Here is a 16,276-nt window from a genome sequence, read left to right as displayed (position 1 = left end):
CGTGTAAACACGCGGCGAGGGCAGGATGGCGTTCAGAAGTTCAAACATCGTTAACACCGCGCACGCGCTGGCCGACGCCGCGGGGCGTGCGATCTTGCCGTTGTTTCGTGGCGACAGGATCGGGGTCGAGAACAAGGCGGGTTCCCAGGATGCGTACGACCCGGTCACGCTTGCCGACAAGGCGGCTGAGCAGGCGATGCGCGGCGTGCTTGCCGACCTGAGGCCGGACGACGGCATTCTGGGCGAGGAGTTCGGCACGCAACCGGGCAGCAGCGGTCTGACCTGGGTGCTGGACCCGATCGATGGTACCCGCGCTTTCGTGGCGGGGGCGCCGACCTGGGGCGTGCTGATTGCAGTGTCGGATGAGACCGGCCCGATCTACGGCCTGATTGACCAGCCCTATATCGGCGAGCGGTTCGAAGGCGGTTTCGGCCGCGCAATCATGACCGGGCCGCGAGGCGAGCGCCTGCTGAAGACGCGGGGCAACCGCGCACTGGCCGACGCCACGCTCTTGACCACCTTTCCCGAAGTGGGCACCGAGGCCGAGGGCGCGGCCTTTCGCGCGGTCTCGAACCAGGTGAGGCTGACGCGCTACGGGCTGGATTGCTATGCCTATGCGCTGGTGGCCAGCGGCCAGGTGGACCTGGTGATCGAGGCGGGTCTGAACGCCTATGACATCCAGGCCCCCATCGCCGTGATCGAGGCCGCGGGCGGGTTCGTCACCGACTGGACTGGCGACCCGGCGCATGACGGCGGGCGCGTCGTGGCCGCGGCGGGACGACAACAGCACGAGGCGGCACTGGAGATCCTTGCCCGATCTGTCTAATGGCTCTGGCGCGGGACGGAACACGGCGCTAGGATCGCGCCATGCGATTGCGTGCGATACTTTTGGCAAGTTTTGTCTCCCTGGTCGCCCAGGCGGCGGCAGGGCAGGACGTGACCGACCGTGGCCGGGACGCTCTGGACTGGATCAACGACTTCCGCGCCGAGGAGGGCCGCGCGCCGTTGAATGTCTCCAGCACGCTGACGCGGGTTGCGGCGGCGCATGCGAAAGACATGGCGCGCAAGGACTATTTCAGCCATACCGGCTCGGACGGGAGCAGCGTCGCGGACCGCGCCCGCCGCGTCGGCTATGGGTTTTGTTTCATTGCGGAAAATATCGCCGAGGGTCAGCAGGGGCTGGACGCTGTCCTGACCGGCTGGGCCGACTCGCCCGGTCATCGCAAGAACATGCTGGCGCCCGAGGCCGAAAGCGTCGCATTGGTCGAGGCGCCGGGGCGGATCTGGGTGATGGTGCTGGGCCGCGACGGGTGCTAGCGCGGCCCCCGGGGCGGGTGGCGCCGGAGCCTCACGAGCACTCTGAAACACACCCAAACACGGGCGGGCGGTCGGTCAGCCTGGCTGGACATACACAGGGAACGTGCCGGTTTCATGCGCATATGGCGTACGAGTCTGGACGAGGCCGGGGTCGCGTGGCATCACACCGCCAGCGCAATGGCGCCACCACCGGGGAGGGACCACGATGAACTTCGAGATGCGACCGCATATTGCCGACCTGCTGGAGCGGGTGCGGACCATGGTGCGCGACGAGATCATGCCGATGGAGGCCCCCTATCAAGAGGAGATCGAGAAGGGGGATCGCTGGACCTATACCGAGCGGCAGGCCGAGATCCTGGAGGGGTTGAAGGCGCAGGCCAAGGCGGCGGGGCTGTGGAACTTCTGGCTGACCGACGGCGACGGTGGGGCGGGGCTGAGCACCGTCGAGTACGCTTATTTCGCTGAGGAGATCGGCAAGACGCCCATGGCGGCAGAGGTCTTCAACTGCAATGCGCCGGATACCGGGAACATGGAAGTGTTCCAGAAATACGGCACCCCGGAGATGAAGGCGCGGTGGCTGCAGCCGCTGCTGGAGGGGGACATCCGGTCGGCCTACCTGATGACGGAGCCCGATGTGGCGAGTTCCGACGCGACGAACATCTCGCTGCGCTGTGAGCGGGACGGGGACGCGTATGTTCTGAACGGTGAGAAATGGTGGGCCACGGGGGCGGGCGACCCGCGCTGTGCGGTTTATATCGTGATGGTCAAGACCGGCGGTGACGACGCGCCCAAGCACCGGCGGCATTCGATGATCGTGGTGCCGGCCGACAGCCAAGGCATTGAAAAGCTTAGGCCGATGAAGGTTTATGGCGCGGATGACGCGCCGCATGGGCACATGCATTTTCGCTTTGCCAATGTGCGCGTGCCGGCGGAAAACATGCTGCTGGGCGAAGGGCGCGGGTTCGAGATCGCGCAGAACCGGCTGGGGCCGGGGCGGATCCATCATTGCATGCGCGCGATCGGGCAGGCCGAGGCGGCGCTGGAACTGATGTGCCGCCGGGCCTTGCAGCGTGAAGCCTTTGGCAAGCCGCTGGCGCAGCTGGGGGCGAATTTCGACTACATCGCCGAGGCCCGGATGGAGATCGAGCAGGCGCGGCTGTTGTGCCTGAAGGCCGCGTGGATGATGGACCAGGGCGATGTGCGGGCCGCGGCGCCCTGGATCAGCCAGATCAAGGTGGTGGCGCCCAAGGTGGCGCTGAAGGTCGTGGACGAGGCCGTGCAGATGTTCGGTGCGCAGGGCATCAGCCAGGACACGCCGCTGGCGGCGATGTGGACGCATTTGCGCACCCTGCGGCTGGCGGACGGGCCGGACGCGGTGCATCGGCGGCAGGTGGCGCGGGCGGAACTGCGCAAATATACGCAGGAGAAGATCTGAGCGCCTGCCGCGCCGCCGGGCGCAAAATTCTTCGAAAAAATTTTGCCACCGCGACAAGGCGTGCCTTGGCGCAATCCTCGCAGGCGGTGGTTAACAAGCTCTGAAAAACCCGTGCTTTTGCGCTCGACATCCCGGCGGGGCGGAGGCTTTATGCGGCCATGAGTTCAGAGTTGAATGCGCGGCCCGGCTGGGGTGTTTTCTGGATGGTCGTGACCGGTGTGCTGTTCGTCGGCGTGACCGCCATGGTGAAGCTTCTGGGGACGCGGATTCCCGCCACGGAGGCGGCGTTCCTGCGCTACTTGCTGGGGCTGATCTTTCTGGTTCCGATGCTGGGGACGCTGAGCCGGCTGCGGCTGGATCGCGGGACGTGGGGTCTTTTTGCTTTGCGGGGCATCGCGCATTCGGCCGGGGTGGGCTTGTGGTTCTTTGCCATGGCGCGGATCCCGCTGGCGGACGTGACGGCAATGAACTATCTGTCGCCGATCTACGTGACCCTGGGCGCGGCGCTTTTCCTGGGCGAAAGGCTGGCGCTTCGGCGGGTTCTGGCCATCGTGGTGGCGCTGATCGGGGCGGTGATCATTCTGCGACCGGGGTTTCGCGACCTTGGCCCAGGGCATTTCGCCATGCTGTTCACGGCGGTCGCCTTTGGCGGGTCCTACCTGTTGGCCAAGCTGTTGTCGGACAGGTGCAGTCCGGGGTTGGTCGTGGCGATGCTGTCGATCACGGTGACGATCGGGCTGGCACCCGTGGCGCTGAGCAATTGGGTGACGCCGACGCTGTGGGAGTTGGCCATACTGATGGGGGTGGCGGCCTTTGCCACGGGCGGGCATTACACCATGACGCTGGCCTTTCGGGCGGCGCCGCTGGCGGTGACCCAGCCTGTGACCTTCCTGCAACTGGTCTGGGCGGTGCTGCTGGGCGTGACCTTTTTCGCGGAACCCTTTGATCCGTGGGTGATTCTGGGCGGACTGGTGATCGTGGGATCGGTCAGTTTCATCAGCTGGCGCGAGGCGGTGCTGAAGCGCCGGGAGGTGACGCCGGCTGCGCATCAGACCAAGTATTGAATCACTTGGCTAATTTCGACAGGAAGCCCCAAAACGGCATGTCGGTATCGCGTCGGTATCCGGGTGGTATCGCGACGGTGCATTTTTTCGCGCGCGGCGGCCTTACCGCACCGGGCGGCGCGGCAAGGGGTGGTTAACCCGGGTGTGTCAGGCGGTGAGAATCACGTAGAGCTCATCCTTCAGCCGGGCGCGCTTTTTGCGCATGTCCGTCTCGGCGGCGGGCGAGACCGGGGTCACGTTGGTTTCGGCCGCGTGGACCTGCCGGTTGACGGAATGGTATTCGTCCATCAGCCGCGCGAAGTGGGCGTCCGAGGTCTTGAGCGCGGTGATGCGGTCGGCCATGTCGGGAAATTCCTCGTGCAGCTCGTGCGGGGTGTGTGACATCAGGGGGTCCTCCTTGGTGTTCGTGTGTCGACGCAGAGCTTAGGCGCGCGCCGGGGCACGCACCTTGATGCGGATCAAACGAAAGTCACGATCAGCGCTGTGCGGTCTGCCAGTCGGGGTGGATCCAGGCCTGGGCGTTGTCTGCCGGAAGCGAGCGGTCGAGGACGTGATCGGCCATCTTCTCGCCCACCATGATCGAGGGCGCGTTGAGATTGCCGTTCGGGATGCGCGGGAAGACCGAGCTGTCGGCGACGCGCAGGCCCGTGACGCCAATGACGCGGCCCTCGGGATCGACGACGCTGCGCGGGTCGTCGGCGCGGCCCATGCGGCAGGTGCCGCATGGGTGATAGGCGCTTTCGGCATGTTCGCGGATGAAGCCGTCGATCTGGTCGTCGGACTGGACATCCGCGCCGGGCTGGATCTCGTGCTTGGAGAAGGGGGCGAAGGCGTCCTGGGCGAACACCTCGCGCGTGAGGCGGATGGCGCGGCGGAAATCGCGCCAGTCGCTGTCGCAGCTCATGTAGTTGAAGAAGATCCTGGGCGGCGCGGCGGGATCGGCGGAGTTGAGCGTCACGGTGCCGCGGCTTTCGCTGCGCATGGGGCCGACATGGGCCTGGTAGCCGTGTCCCTCGGCCGCCGCCTGTCCGTCGTAGCGCACGGCGATGGGCAGGAAGTGGAATTGCAGGTCGGGATAGTCGATGCCCGCCGCCGAGCGGATGAAGCCACAGGATTCGAACTGGTTCGAGGCGCCGGGGCCAGTGCGGCCCAATAGCCAGGTGAGGCCGACGAGCGCCTTGCCGGGCAGGTTCCAGTACTTGTAGAGGCTGACCGGCTGGGAGGCGGCCATCTGGACGTAGACCTCGAGATGGTCTTGCAGGTTGGCGCCGACGCCGGGGCGATCGGCGATGACGTCGATGCCGTGCTCTTGCAGATGCGCGCCAGGGCCGATGCCCGACAGCATCAGGAGCTTGGGCGAGTTGAAGGCGGAGGCGGAGAGGATCACCTCGGCATTCGCGCGGATGATCTCCTGCCGGCCCTTGCGGGTGACCTCGACACCTGTGGCGCGGCCGTCCTCGAAGACCACGCGTGACGCGAGGCCGCGGACGACGTCGCATTTGCCGGTCTTGAGCGCGGGCTTGAGATAGGCGTTTGCCGCCGACCAGCGCTGGCCGCGGTGGACGGTCATCTCGAAGGGCGCGAAACCTTCCTGCTGTTCGCCGTTATAGTCGGGCGTGACGGGATAGCCCGCTTGCCGCCCGGCCTCGATGAAGGCGCGGGTGAGGGGGTTGGCCATCTGGCCGCGGGTGACGTGCAGGGGGCCATCGTGCCCGCGCCAGTCGGGGTCGCCGCCATGGCCTGCGTCCGTCCAGTTTTCCAGGCGCTTGTAATAGGGCAGCACGTCGGCATAGCCCCAGCCGGTGGCGCCCTCGTCGCGCCAGTGGTCGAAGTCACGGGCGTGGCCGCGCACGTAGACCATCCCGTTGATCGAGGACGACCCGCCGATGACCTTGCCGCGCGGGGCGGCGAGGCGGCGGCCCCCCAGATGCGGCTCGGGCTCGGTGCGGTAGCCCCAGTCGTACATCTTCATGTTCATCGGGTAGCTGAGCGCGCCGGGCATCTGGATGAAGGGGCCGGCATCGGTGCCGCCATGTTCGATGACGAGCACGGAATGGCCGGCCTCGGAGAGGCGGTAGGCCATTGCGCAGCCGGCGCTGCCGGCACCGACGATGACGTAATCGGCTTGCATCAGGGACCTCCGAAGCTTGGGGTGCGGGAGAGGGGGGCGCTGCCCGCTGCGGGATGGAGGGGGGCGCTGCCCCCGGCGTCGAGCCTTTGGTTCGCCGCTCCCCCCGGGATATTTATGGCCAGAAGAAGAGGCATCAGGCGCCTTCCACCCGCAGGGCGTCGTAGGGAACCATGATGTGGGTTTGGTAGGCGGGGCGCCGGCTGAGGCGTTCGTAATAGGCCTCGACCGTCGGGTTGGACGCGCGGGGGACGTCGATGGTGAACCAGCGGTAGAGCAGGTGGCCCGCGACGATGTCGGCGGCAGTGAGGTGATCGCCGCAGATGTAATCGCGGTCGGCGAGTTGGTCGGCGAGGCGTGCGAGGTGGCCATCGAAGGCGGTGATGGCGGCGGCGAGGGCCGCCTCGTCGCGCTGGTTCGCGGGTGTACGGACGCGGGGCCAGAAGATGGGATGGGTGAAGCCTGCGGCCAGCGTGGTCTTGGCCCATTCGGCCCACATGTCGACGGGCGCGCGGGCGGCGGGATCGGCGGGCCAGAAGGCACCGCCGCCGCCGTAGCGGGACGCGAGGTAGCGCAGGATGGCGGTGCTTTCCCAGACGGTGAGGTCGCCGTCGCGCAGGACGGGGACCTTGCGGTGCGGGTTCATGGCGCCGAATTCGGGCGTGTCGAGGCCGCCGTGGACGTGGCCGTAATCGAGCCGCTCGCAGCCGAGGCCAAGCTCGGCGAGGGTCCACATGACGAGTTGCACGTTGGAGGAGGTGGCGCGGCCATAGACGGTGAGCATCTATTCCCCCCTCGGGTAGCGCTGTTTCTCCTCGACCACGTTGAGGTCCATGTGGTTGCGCATGTAGCGTTCCGAGGCCAGTTGCAGGGGCTGGTAGTCCCACGGGTAGTAGCCGCCCTGGCGCAGCGCCTCGTAGACGACCCAGCGGCGGGCCTGGCTTTCACGGACCTGGGCGTCGAAGGCCTCGAGATCCCAGCGGGCGGCGGCCTCGACGCGAAACCGCTCCAGGGTGGATTTGTGCGCGGGATCCTCGGCCAGGTTGGTGAGTTCATGGGGGTCGGCGTCGAGGTCGAAGAGCTGTTCGGGGTCGAGGGCGCAGTTGGTGTATTTCCAGTGCTCGTGGCGCAGGCAGACGAGCGGGGAGTAGGAGGCCTCGGCGGCGTATTCCATTGCAACGGGGCTTTTGCGGGCCGCGCCCTGGCCGGAGGGCACAAGGCTTTCGCCGGCGACCCAGGGCATGACCTCGGACATGTCGACGCCGGCAAGATCGCAGAGCGTGGGGCAGACGTCGATATTGCTGACCGGCTCGGTGACGAGGCCGGGTTTCATCGCGGGGGCGGAGATCATCAGGGGCACGCGCGACGAGCCTTCGAAGAAGGACATCTTGAACCACAGGCCACGCTCGCCCAGCATGTCGCCGTGATCGGAGACGAAGAGGATGATGGTGTTGTCCTCTTGCCGCGTGCCGCGCAGGGCCTCCATCACCTCGCCGATCTTGTCGTCGAGATAGGAGATGTTGGCGAAATAGGCGCGGCGGGAGCGGCTTATGTCCTCATCGGTGATGGTGAAGCTGCGCCAGTCGTTGGCATCAAAAATGCGCTGCGAGTGGGGGTCGTGGTCTTCGTAATCCATCGCGGGGACCTGCGGAAGGAGGTGTTCGCAGCCCTCGTAGAGGTCCCAGTATTTGCGGCGCGCGACGTAAGGGTCGTGCGGGTGGGTGAAGCTGACCGTCAGGCACCAGGGGCGGTCGTCATGGCCGCGCCCGTAGTCATAGACCTTGCGGGTGGCGTGGTAGGCGACCTCGTCGTCATATTCCATCTGGTTGGAAATCTCGGCCACGCCGGAGCCGGTGACCGAGCCCATGTTGTGGTACCACCAGTCGATCCGTTCGCCCGGTTTGCGGTAATCGGGCGTCCAGCCGAAATCGGCGGGGTAGATGTCGGTCGTGAGGCGTTCCTCGAAGCCGTGAAGCTGGTCGGGACCGACGAAATGCATCTTGCCCGAGAGGCAGGTCTGGTAGCCGGCGCGGCGCAGGTGGTGGGCATAGGTGGGAATGTCGGCCGCGAACTCGGCGGCGTTGTCGTAGACGCGCGAGCGAGAGGGCAGGAGGCCGGACATGTAGCTGGCGCGGCCCGGCGCGCAGAGCGGAGAGGCGGTGTAGGCGTTCTTGAAGCGCGTGGACCGCTCGGCCAGCGCCTTGAGGTTGGGGGCGTGCAGCCAGTCGGCGGGGCCGTCCGGGAAGAACGTGCCGTTCAGCTGATCGACCATGAAGATGAGGATGTTGGGACGTGTCATTCGGGTGCGCCTTTGGCAAGTGAGGTGTCGATGTAGTGCAACAGCACACCGATGGCGTTCTCGCCCGAAAGCGGTGCGCTGTGCAGCGCCTGCCGGATATAAAGACCGTCGATCATCGCGGCCAGCCCACGTGTGAGGGTGCGGGCCTCGTCCGCCGGGGCAAGCTGTCGGAAGGCGTGATGGAGGTTGGATCGCAGGCGGCGCTGGTAGACATGCAGAAGGCGCCGCGCCGCGTCGGATTTCTGGGCCTGGACGTAGAAGTTGAGCCAGGCGGCGATCATCTCGTCGCGGAACTGGCCGGGCGCGAAGCTGGCACGGACGATGGCCTCGAGCCGCTGGCGGGGCGTTTTGGCCATGATGAGCGCGCCGCGCACCTCGGCCCCGTAGAGGGTGAGGATGTGGCGCATGGCGGCGGCGAAGATCTGTTCCTTGGAGCCGAAATAGTGATGCGCGAGTGCCGAGGACATGCCGGCGCGCCGCGCGATCTGGCTGACCGTGACGTCGAGCGAGCCGCGGGCGCCGATCTCGACGATCGTGGCCTCGACCAGGGCCGAGCGGCGAATCGGTTCCATTCCGATCTTGGGCATTTGGTCCTCCGCAGGTGGTGGCGGGAACGGGTATTGAGTTTTAATTGACTCGTCAATCAAGAAACGTATTGTCTGCATCGACAGGAGACGGGGAATGAGAAGAAAAGGTCCGGACCTTTCGCGTTGCACGTGGCCGCACGTGGCGTCTAAGATTGATGCAATGTCGTTTTCGGGCGATCCGGAACGACGCGCGGCGCGGCGCAGGGGAGTTGCGTGCGCCGATACGCATCGGATCCTCAGGGACATATGCGCGTCATGCGCAGAACGTATTACAGGATAGTGTCAACAAGGGAGAACATGACATGTCATTGATCAAGGGCGGACTTCTGGACCGTCGCGGATTTCTGAAAACCACCGTTGCGGCGGGTGCCGCGGCGGCCCTGCCGATGGGCGCCTTCGCCCAGAGCACGCCGAAGCGCGGGGGCGACCTGCGCGTGGCCAAGGGCCACGGCCAGACGACGGACACGCTGGACCCGGGCCAGTGGGAGAACGGCTACATGATCGCGCTGTCCTTTGGCGTCCACGGTCGTCTGACCGAAGTGGCCGCCGACGGATCGCTGGTGCCGGAACTGGCCGAAAGCTGGGAAGCGTCCGAGGACGCCAGCGAATGGCGGTTCAAGATCCGCCAGGGCGTGACGTTCCATGACGGCAAGTCGCTGACCGTGGACGACGTGGTGGCCTCGATCAACCATCACCGGGGCGAGGATTCGACCTCGGCCGCGGGGCCGATCGTGGCGCCGATCACCGACATCGCGACCGAGGGCGACGACACGGTCGTGTTCACCCTGGATGGCGGCAACGCCGACTTTCCGTTCATCCTGTCGGATTACCACCTGGTGATCTGCCCGGCGACGGAGGACGGCATCGACTGGCAGTCGGGCAATGGCTGCGGCAGCTACATCCTGAAGAACTTCAACGCCGGGGTCAGCAGCCAGTTCGAGCGCAACCCCAACCACTGGCGCGACGACGTGGCATGGTTCGACACGATCGAGATGCTGGCGGTCGTGGACCAGAACGCGCGGACGACGGCGCTGGTGTCGGGCGACGTGCAGGCGATCGACCGGGTCGATCTGAAGGCCGCGGGCCTGCTGGGCCGCAACCCGAGCGTGAGCATCGAGTCGGTCGCAGGCACGCAGCACTATACCTTTGCGATGTCGACCAACACCGATCCTTATACGGACAACAACATCCGGCAGGCCCTGAAATGGGGGATCAACCGCGAGGAACTGGTGGAGAAGATCCTGTTCGGCTATGGCTCGGTCGGGAACGACCATCCGATCGGGCAGGGGCAGCGGTTCTACAACTCCGAGCTGGAGCAGAAGACCTATGACCCCGACAAGGCGAAGTTCTTCCTCAAGGAAGCGGGGATGGACAGCATCGACATCAACCTGTCGTCGTCGGACGCGGCGTTCAGCGGGGCCGTGGATGCGGCGATCCTCTTCCAGGCGTCGGCCAAGGAAGCGGGCATCAACATCAACGTGGTGCGCGAGCCCAAGGACGGCTACTGGTCGGACGTGTGGATGAAGAAGCCTTTCTCCGCCGTCTACTGGGGCGGTCGTCCGGTCGAGGACCAGATGTTCGCGACCGCCTACAAGTGCGGGGCGGCGTGGAACGACAGCTTCTGGTGCAATGACCGGTTCGAGGAGTTGCTGGTCAAGGCCCGCGCGGAGCTGGACGAGGACAAGCGCCGGGAGATGTATTACGAGATGCAGGACCTGGTGGCGAACCAGGGCGGTGTCGTGATCCCGATGTTCGCCAACTATGTCTTTGCGCTGAGCGAAAACGTCGCGCATGGCGAGATGGCGTCGAACTGGGACATGGACGGCGAGCGCTGGATGGAGCGCTGGTGGATGGCCTGATAGCCCGGCCCTTGCGTTTGAAACGGAGGACCCCCGGTTTCGGCCGGGGGTTTTCTTTTGTGCGGCGGGTGGGTTGGACACCCACCCTACGAGGTCCCGGATCAAGTCCGGGACGGACGTATGTTAGGGCTGCCGCGCGGCTATCCTACCTTGTAGGGCAAGACCCCGCGTTCGTCGGGCGTGACTTGCAACCGGCGTTCCAGCGGAGGCACAGACCTCTGGTGACAATGCGTGCGCTCGCAGATGCGGCAGGAGATGCCGATGGGCTCGAAGGCTTGCGTGCGCGTCAGGTCGAGGTCGTCGGCATAGACCAGGGCATCGGCGTGTTTCACCTCGCAGCCCAGGGCGATGGCGAAGCGGCGGACGGGGGCGCCATAGTGCCCGCCGCGTTTGGAGACGTCCCGGGCGAGGGAGATGTAGCGCACGCCGTCGGGGGTTTCGGCCAGTTGGCGCAGGAAGCGGCCGGGCGTCTCGAACGCGCGGTGGACGTTCCAGAGCGGGCAGGCGCCGCCGAAGCGGGCGAATTGCAGGCGGGTGGCGGAGTGGCGCTTGGTGATCGTGCCGGCCTGATCGACGCGGACGAAGAAGAAGGGCACGCCCTTGGCGCCGGGGCGCTGCAGCGTGGAAAGCCGGTGGCAGACCTGCTCGATGGAGGCACCGAAGCGGGTGGCGAGGCGTTCGAGGTCGTGGCGGTGGTGTTGGGCCGCTTGCAGGAAGGCGGTGTAGGGCATGAGGGCCGCTCCGGCGAAATAATTGGCAAGGCCGATCTTGGCGATGTCGCGCGCCGCCGGTGACTGGAAGCGGGCGAAATCGAGCGTGGCCTCGATCAGCTTTTCCTGAGTGAGAAGAGCCACTTGCAGGAGGAGTTGAAAGCGGCGGGTTTCGGGTTCGGCGTGATTGGACAGGTAGAGGATGCGCGCGTTGCGGTCGTAGTGGCGCAGGCGCGCGTCGTCGCTGTCCACCACCTTGATGCCAAGTGCGTCGAGACGGGACTCGGCCAGATCGGTGATGCGGCGGGGGCCGGAGGCGGGGCCGGCGAAGTGTTCCGCCGCGCGGTCGACGGCGTCGATGTAGTTGTCGCAGTAATGGAAGAAGTCGCGCACCTCGTCCCAGGGGGAGGTCTGGGGGCGGGAATCCTCGCGCCCCAGGGCCTCGTCCAGCGACGCGAGGCGTTCATGGGTGTCGCGGTAGGCGCGGTGCAGTTCGAGAAAGGCGCGGGCCATGGCGGGGGCGTTGGAGGCCGTGAGGCGCAAATCGCTGAGGCTGGGCGTGTCGTCGGCGAAGACGGCGTCGGCCAGCGCCTCGCGCATGTCGGTCACCAGCCGTTCGGCGTCGCCGGTGGCAAGCTCGGTCACATCGAAGCCGAATTCCTGCGCCAGGGCGAGGATCACCGTGGTGGAGACCGGGCGGTTGTTGTTCTCCATCTGGTTCAGGTAGGGCAGGGAAATGCCGAGCTTGGCGGCGAAATCCTTTTGCGTCAGGGCGAGGCGCTGGCGCGTTTCGCGCAGCTTGGCGCCGGCATAGAGTTTCTGGGTGGCCATGGGCGGCTCGCTTTGCAGGTTTGCGTCTGCACAGGTTTAGGTTTGCAAAGCGATCCGCGCAAGGGCGGCGTTCAGATCGAGGATACGCCCACTTGTCGCTCGCGCAGGATGACAAGGGTGATGGCGAGAATGCCGCCAAGCGCCGTCAGGAACATCAGCCAGACCAGCGGGAAGGCGCCGGTGCCGGGGCCGAGAAGGGCGCCCGCCAGAGCCGAAAGCCCCGCGCCGCCGCCGATCATCAGGAAGCCGGCAAGGCCGCTGGCGGTGCCGGCGAGGCTGGGGCGGACGGAAAGCGCGCCGGCGGTGGCGTTGGGGATGGTCATGCCGTTGCCCAAGCCCATCAGCGTCATCAGGCCGAAGAATGTGTAGGGCGTGCTTATCCCGGCATAGAGCGTGGCGAGGTTGATGGCGTGGCCGATGGCGTTGGCCACCGAGCCGTAGAACACCATGCGGTTGATGCCGATCCGGGTAGAGAAGCGGCCCGACAGGAAATTGCCGGTGAAGTAGCCCACGGCGGGGGCGCCGAAGAAGAGACCGAGTTCCGATGGCGTGAGGCCGAAGACCTGTGCGCCGACGAAGGGCGCGCCGCCGAGATAGGCGAAGAACGCGCCGGAGGAGAGCGCGGCGGCCAGCGCGTAGCCCCAGAAGCGGTAGGAGGAGAAAAGCTCGGGGTATTCGGCGAACTGGTCGCGGAAGGTGCGGCCTTCCAAGGGGGCGGTTTCGCCCAGGTCGCGCCAGACCAACCAGAGGACGGCCGCGCCCATGGCAATGAGCGCCCAGAAGCTGCCGTGCCAGCCAAAGCCCGCGTCGAGCGCGCCGCCGATGGCCGGGCCGGTCATCGGCACGACGGACATGCCCATGGTGACGTAGCCGATCATCGAGGCCGCCTGGTTGGCCGGCACCATGTCGCGCACCACGGCGCGCGACAGGACCATGGCGGCGACGATGCCGCCCTGGAACATGCGGAAGATCAGGAAGACCCAGATGTTGGTCGACATCAGGCAGCCCAGCGTCGCCAGCAGGAAGATCACCAGCCCGCCGAGGATCACCGGGCGGCGCCCGACACGGTCGGAGATTGGTCCGATCAGCAGTTGCAGGATGGCGTTGATGCCGAGATAGCCCGCCACGGCGAGTTGCATCACGCCGTAGTCCGTCTCGAAATAGGCGGTCATGCCGGGCAGGGACGGCAGGAAGATATTGAGCGCCAGCGTCGAGATCCCGGCCAGAACGATCAGGGTGAAGATGTGCGGCGGGGTGGTGCGGTCGAGGAAGCGGACTGTGGGCATGCAATTGCGCTATCCCGGCGGGCGGGGGATGTCCAGATATGCGAACTTCCGACGCCGGTCATGCTGGCCGAGTTGCGTGCAAGGCTTGTTCGGACGCGCAGGCGACAGCGACCCGTGCTATATGGTCAGTTCTCACGAAGCAGGATTTGCAGATTTGCAATTTAGCAGGCCGGACTTCGCGAGATTTGGCAAATTTGCGGAAATTGTCTTGGATGGGGTGCGCCCAACCAGTAGGGTCGCGCCAGTCAACCAAGGGGGCCTCGATGAAAGATATCCTGCAGGAATTGGACACGCGCCGCGGCAACGCGCGGCTGGGCGGCGGGCAGAAGCGGATCGACGGGCAGCACGAGAAGGGCAAGCTGACCGCGCGGGAGCGGATCGACCTTCTGCTGGACGAGGACAGTTTCGAAGAGTTCGACATGTTCGTGGCCCATCGCTGTACCGATTTCGGGATGGAGAAAAACCGGCCCTATGGCGATGGCGTGGTGACCGGCTGGGGCACCATCAATGGCCGGCAGGTTTACGTCTTCAGCCAGGATTTCACCGTGCTGGGCGGGTCGGTGTCGCATACCCACGCGATGAAGATCTGCAAGATCATGGACATGGCGATGCAGAACGGCGCGCCGGTGATCGGCATCAACGACTCGGGCGGCGCGCGGATCCAGGAAGGCGTGGACAGCCTTGCGGGCTATGGCGAGGTGTTCCAGCGCAATATCGAGGCGTCGGGCGTGGTGCCGCAGATCAGCGTGATCACCGGGCCTTGCGCGGGCGGGGCGGTGTATAGCCCCGCGATGACCGACTTCATCTTCATGGTGCGCGACAGTTCCTACATGTTCGTGACCGGCCCGGACGTCGTCAAGACCGTCACCAACGAGCAGGTGACGGCGGAGGAGTTGGGCGGAGCCTCGACCCACACGAAAAAGTCCTCGGTCGCCGATGCGGCCTTCGAGAACGACGTGGAGGCGATGGCCGAGGTCCGGCGGCTGGTGGATTTCCTGCCGCTGAACAACCGCGAGCCGGTGCCGGTGCGCCCGTTCTTCGACGACCCGGACCGGGCGGAGACGAGCCTTGATACGCTGATCCCAGACAACCCCAACATGCCCTATGACATGAAGGAGTTGATCGTGAAGGTCGCCGACGAGGGCGATTTCTACGAGATCCAGGAGGATTTCGCCAAGAACATGGTCACGGGGTTCATCCGCCTTGAGGGGCGCACGGTGGGCGTGGTGGCGAACCAGCCGATGGTGCTGGCCGGCTGCCTGGACATCGACAGTTCCCGCAAGGCGGCGCGGTTCGTGCGGTTCTGCGATTGTTTCGAGATCCCGATCCTGACCTTCGTGGACGTGCCCGGCTTTCTGCCCGGCACCAGCCAGGAGCACAACGGCGTGATCAAGCACGGCGCGAAGCTTCTGTTCGCCTATGGCGAGGCGACGGTGCCGAAGGTGACGGTGATCACGCGCAAGGCCTATGGCGGGGCTTACGTGGTGATGTCGTCCAAGCATCTGCGGGGGGACATCAACTATGCCTGGCCCACGTCGGAGATCGCGGTGATGGGCGCCAAGGGGGCCACCGAGATCATCCACCGCGCGGATCTGGGCGATGACGAGAAGATCGCCAAGCACACGGCGGATTACGAGGCACGGTTTGCCAACCCGTTCGTGGCGGCGGAACGCGGGTTCATCGACGAGGTGATCCAGCCGCGCAGCACGCGCAAACGGGTGAGCCGGGCCTTTGCAGCGCTGCGCAACAAGAAGCGCAAGCTGCCGTGGAAGAAGCACGACAATATTCCGCTTTGAGGATGGCGTAGGGTGGGCGAAAGCCCACGGGGCGCGGATGGTGGGTTTTCACCCACCCTACGAGGACGGTCGATGCGGCGAAAAGGAATGAGCAAGCGATTTCACATCCTGCGCGAAGCGGGCGTGGTGACGGTGGCGCGGCGGGTGCCGGTGCGGATGGACGTGAGTGCCGAGGCGCGCTTTGGCCCTGTGCGCAAGCTGGCGCTGGCGAGCCAGGTGCGGCAGGACCTGTGGCGCGCGCTGCAGAACGTGCGCGGCTTTGCGCCCGTGGTGCGGGTCGCCGAGACCGGCGAGGGGGTGACCGTTACCGCGGGCGGGCAGATCGAGGGGCGGCATGACCGCGCCCGGCTGGAGGAAATCATCGCGTCGCTGCTGGCCGATCCGCGCCACGTGGCGCGCTGGACGAGGTGGGCGCGATGAGAGGGATGATCGCAGGTTTGCTGGCCGCGCTGATGGCGCAGGCCGCCCCAGTGCAGGGCGAGGCGCAGGAGGAGCGCCTTGTCCTGCCGTCGGGGCTGGAGGCCCAGTTGCAGGAGGTCATCGTGGGCGACGCGGCGCTCGGGCTGACCGTGCGCTTTCGCTTTGTCGCGAAAGGGTTCACCGGGGCCGAGGATTTCGAGACCCAGACCGCCGACCTGGAATACCTGTGCAACGATTTCGCCCTGGGACGGATCGACCTGGCGGAAAAGGCCCCCGATCGCGTGGTGATTTCGCTGGCCGACAGGCCTTCGGAATTCGGCCGGTTCGACCCCGATGTGGCGCAGATTTTCGAGAGTTTCTCGGTCGATGACGACGCCTGTATCTTGGAGCTGTTCTGATGGAAGCACAATATCTTGCGGATCAAAGCTCGGGGCTTGAGCGGTTTGAGGCTTTCCAGACACAGGCGGGCGGGATTGCGCCGGCCACGTATGAATGTCCTGCGGATTCGGCTATGTTCGGCATTGGTTACAACCCCGTGACCCAT

15 protein-coding genes are annotated in these 16,276 nt (G+C 65.9%); 8 read left to right on the top strand and 7 right to left on the bottom strand.

Translation table 11 applies throughout. The features are described from left to right. Positions 1–25 precede the first annotated feature (25 nt). The 4 genes from hisN to RBB31_RS12555 all read left to right on the top strand — a co-directional run bounded on the left by hisN (position 26) and on the right by RBB31_RS12555 (position 3,816). Positions 26–826 carry a histidinol-phosphatase gene (gene hisN, locus RBB31_RS12570; RefSeq protein ID WP_306129650.1) on the top strand — a complete coding sequence of 267 codons (801 nt, stop codon included), beginning with the start codon at positions 26–28 and terminating at the stop codon, positions 824–826. A 41-nt stretch (positions 827–867) separates the two neighbouring features. Continuing rightward, a complete protein-coding gene (locus RBB31_RS12565; protein ID WP_306129649.1) occupies positions 868–1,317 on the top strand; it encodes a CAP domain-containing protein in 450 nt (149 codons plus the stop codon). A gap of 205 nt (positions 1,318–1,522) precedes the next feature. Continuing rightward, entirely contained in the window at positions 1,523–2,752 is a 1,230-nt protein-coding gene (locus RBB31_RS12560) for an acyl-CoA dehydrogenase family protein (RefSeq protein ID WP_306129648.1), read from the top strand. A 158-nt stretch (positions 2,753–2,910) separates the two neighbouring features. After that, entirely contained in the window at positions 2,911–3,816 is a 906-nt protein-coding gene (locus RBB31_RS12555; RefSeq protein WP_306129647.1) for a DMT family transporter, read from the top strand. 147 nt (positions 3,817–3,963) lie between these two features. Here the strand turns inward: RBB31_RS12555 and RBB31_RS12550 are convergent, their stop codons facing one another. From RBB31_RS12550 to betI, 5 genes are all read right to left on the bottom strand, one after another. Beyond that, entirely contained in the window at positions 3,964–4,200 is a 237-nt protein-coding gene (locus RBB31_RS12550) for a YdcH family protein (protein WP_306129646.1), read from the bottom strand. A gap of 91 nt (positions 4,201–4,291) precedes the next feature. Continuing rightward, positions 4,292–5,947: a choline dehydrogenase gene (gene betA, locus RBB31_RS12545; RefSeq protein WP_306129645.1), complete on the bottom strand. Its 1,656-nt coding sequence runs from the start codon at positions 5,945–5,947 to the stop codon at positions 4,292–4,294. A gap of 133 nt (positions 5,948–6,080) precedes the next feature. Continuing rightward, positions 6,081–6,728: a glutathione S-transferase family protein gene (locus RBB31_RS12540; protein WP_306129644.1), complete on the bottom strand. Its 648-nt coding sequence runs from the start codon at positions 6,726–6,728 to the stop codon at positions 6,081–6,083. Next, positions 6,729–8,243: a choline-sulfatase gene (gene betC / locus RBB31_RS12535; protein WP_306129643.1), complete on the bottom strand. Its 1,515-nt coding sequence runs from the start codon at positions 8,241–8,243 to the stop codon at positions 6,729–6,731. After that, complete coding sequence (gene betI / locus RBB31_RS12530) at positions 8,240–8,830, bottom strand: transcriptional regulator BetI (RefSeq protein WP_306129642.1); 591 nt, start codon at positions 8,828–8,830, stop codon at positions 8,240–8,242. The genes betC and betI overlap by 4 nt, the downstream gene beginning before the upstream one ends. A 302-nt stretch (positions 8,831–9,132) precedes the next feature. Between betI and RBB31_RS12525 the strand changes: the two genes are divergently transcribed. After that, a complete protein-coding gene (locus RBB31_RS12525) occupies positions 9,133–10,689 on the top strand; it encodes an ABC transporter substrate-binding protein (RefSeq protein ID WP_306129641.1) in 1,557 nt (518 codons plus the stop codon). A gap of 140 nt (positions 10,690–10,829) precedes the next feature. Here the strand turns inward: RBB31_RS12525 and RBB31_RS12520 are convergent, their stop codons facing one another. Both RBB31_RS12520 and RBB31_RS12515 read right to left on the bottom strand, forming a co-directional pair. Next, positions 10,830–12,230, bottom strand: coding sequence for a short-chain fatty acyl-CoA regulator family protein (locus RBB31_RS12520; RefSeq protein WP_306129640.1), 1,401 nt, complete (start codon positions 12,228–12,230; stop codon positions 10,830–10,832). 71 nt (positions 12,231–12,301) lie between these two features. Then, on the bottom strand, positions 12,302–13,516 hold the full coding sequence (locus RBB31_RS12515) for a multidrug effflux MFS transporter (RefSeq protein WP_306129639.1): 1,215 nt from the start codon (positions 13,514–13,516) through the stop codon (positions 12,302–12,304). Positions 13,517–13,779: 263 nt separating this feature from the next. Between RBB31_RS12515 and RBB31_RS12510 the strand changes: the two genes are divergently transcribed. From RBB31_RS12510 to RBB31_RS12500, 3 genes are all read left to right on the top strand, one after another. Then, complete coding sequence (locus RBB31_RS12510; protein ID WP_306129638.1) at positions 13,780–15,312, top strand: acyl-CoA carboxylase subunit beta; 1,533 nt, start codon at positions 13,780–13,782, stop codon at positions 15,310–15,312. A gap of 87 nt (positions 15,313–15,399) precedes the next feature. Continuing rightward, positions 15,400–15,732 (top strand): hypothetical protein, encoded by a 333-nt coding sequence (locus tag RBB31_RS12505; RefSeq protein WP_306129637.1) that lies wholly within the window; start codon positions 15,400–15,402, stop codon positions 15,730–15,732. Next, positions 15,729–16,130, top strand: coding sequence for a DUF6497 family protein (locus tag RBB31_RS12500; RefSeq protein WP_306129636.1), 402 nt, complete (start codon positions 15,729–15,731; stop codon positions 16,128–16,130). The genes RBB31_RS12505 and RBB31_RS12500 overlap by 4 nt, the downstream gene beginning before the upstream one ends. Positions 16,131–16,276: the final 146 nt, after the last annotated feature.

Source organism: Roseovarius sp. MMSF_3350, assembly GCF_030733425.1.
Lineage (GTDB): Bacteria > Pseudomonadota > Alphaproteobacteria > Rhodobacterales > Rhodobacteraceae > Roseovarius.
The sequence above is the reverse complement of the archived record's forward strand: the minus strand, read 5'-3'. Positions and strand labels throughout refer to the sequence as shown.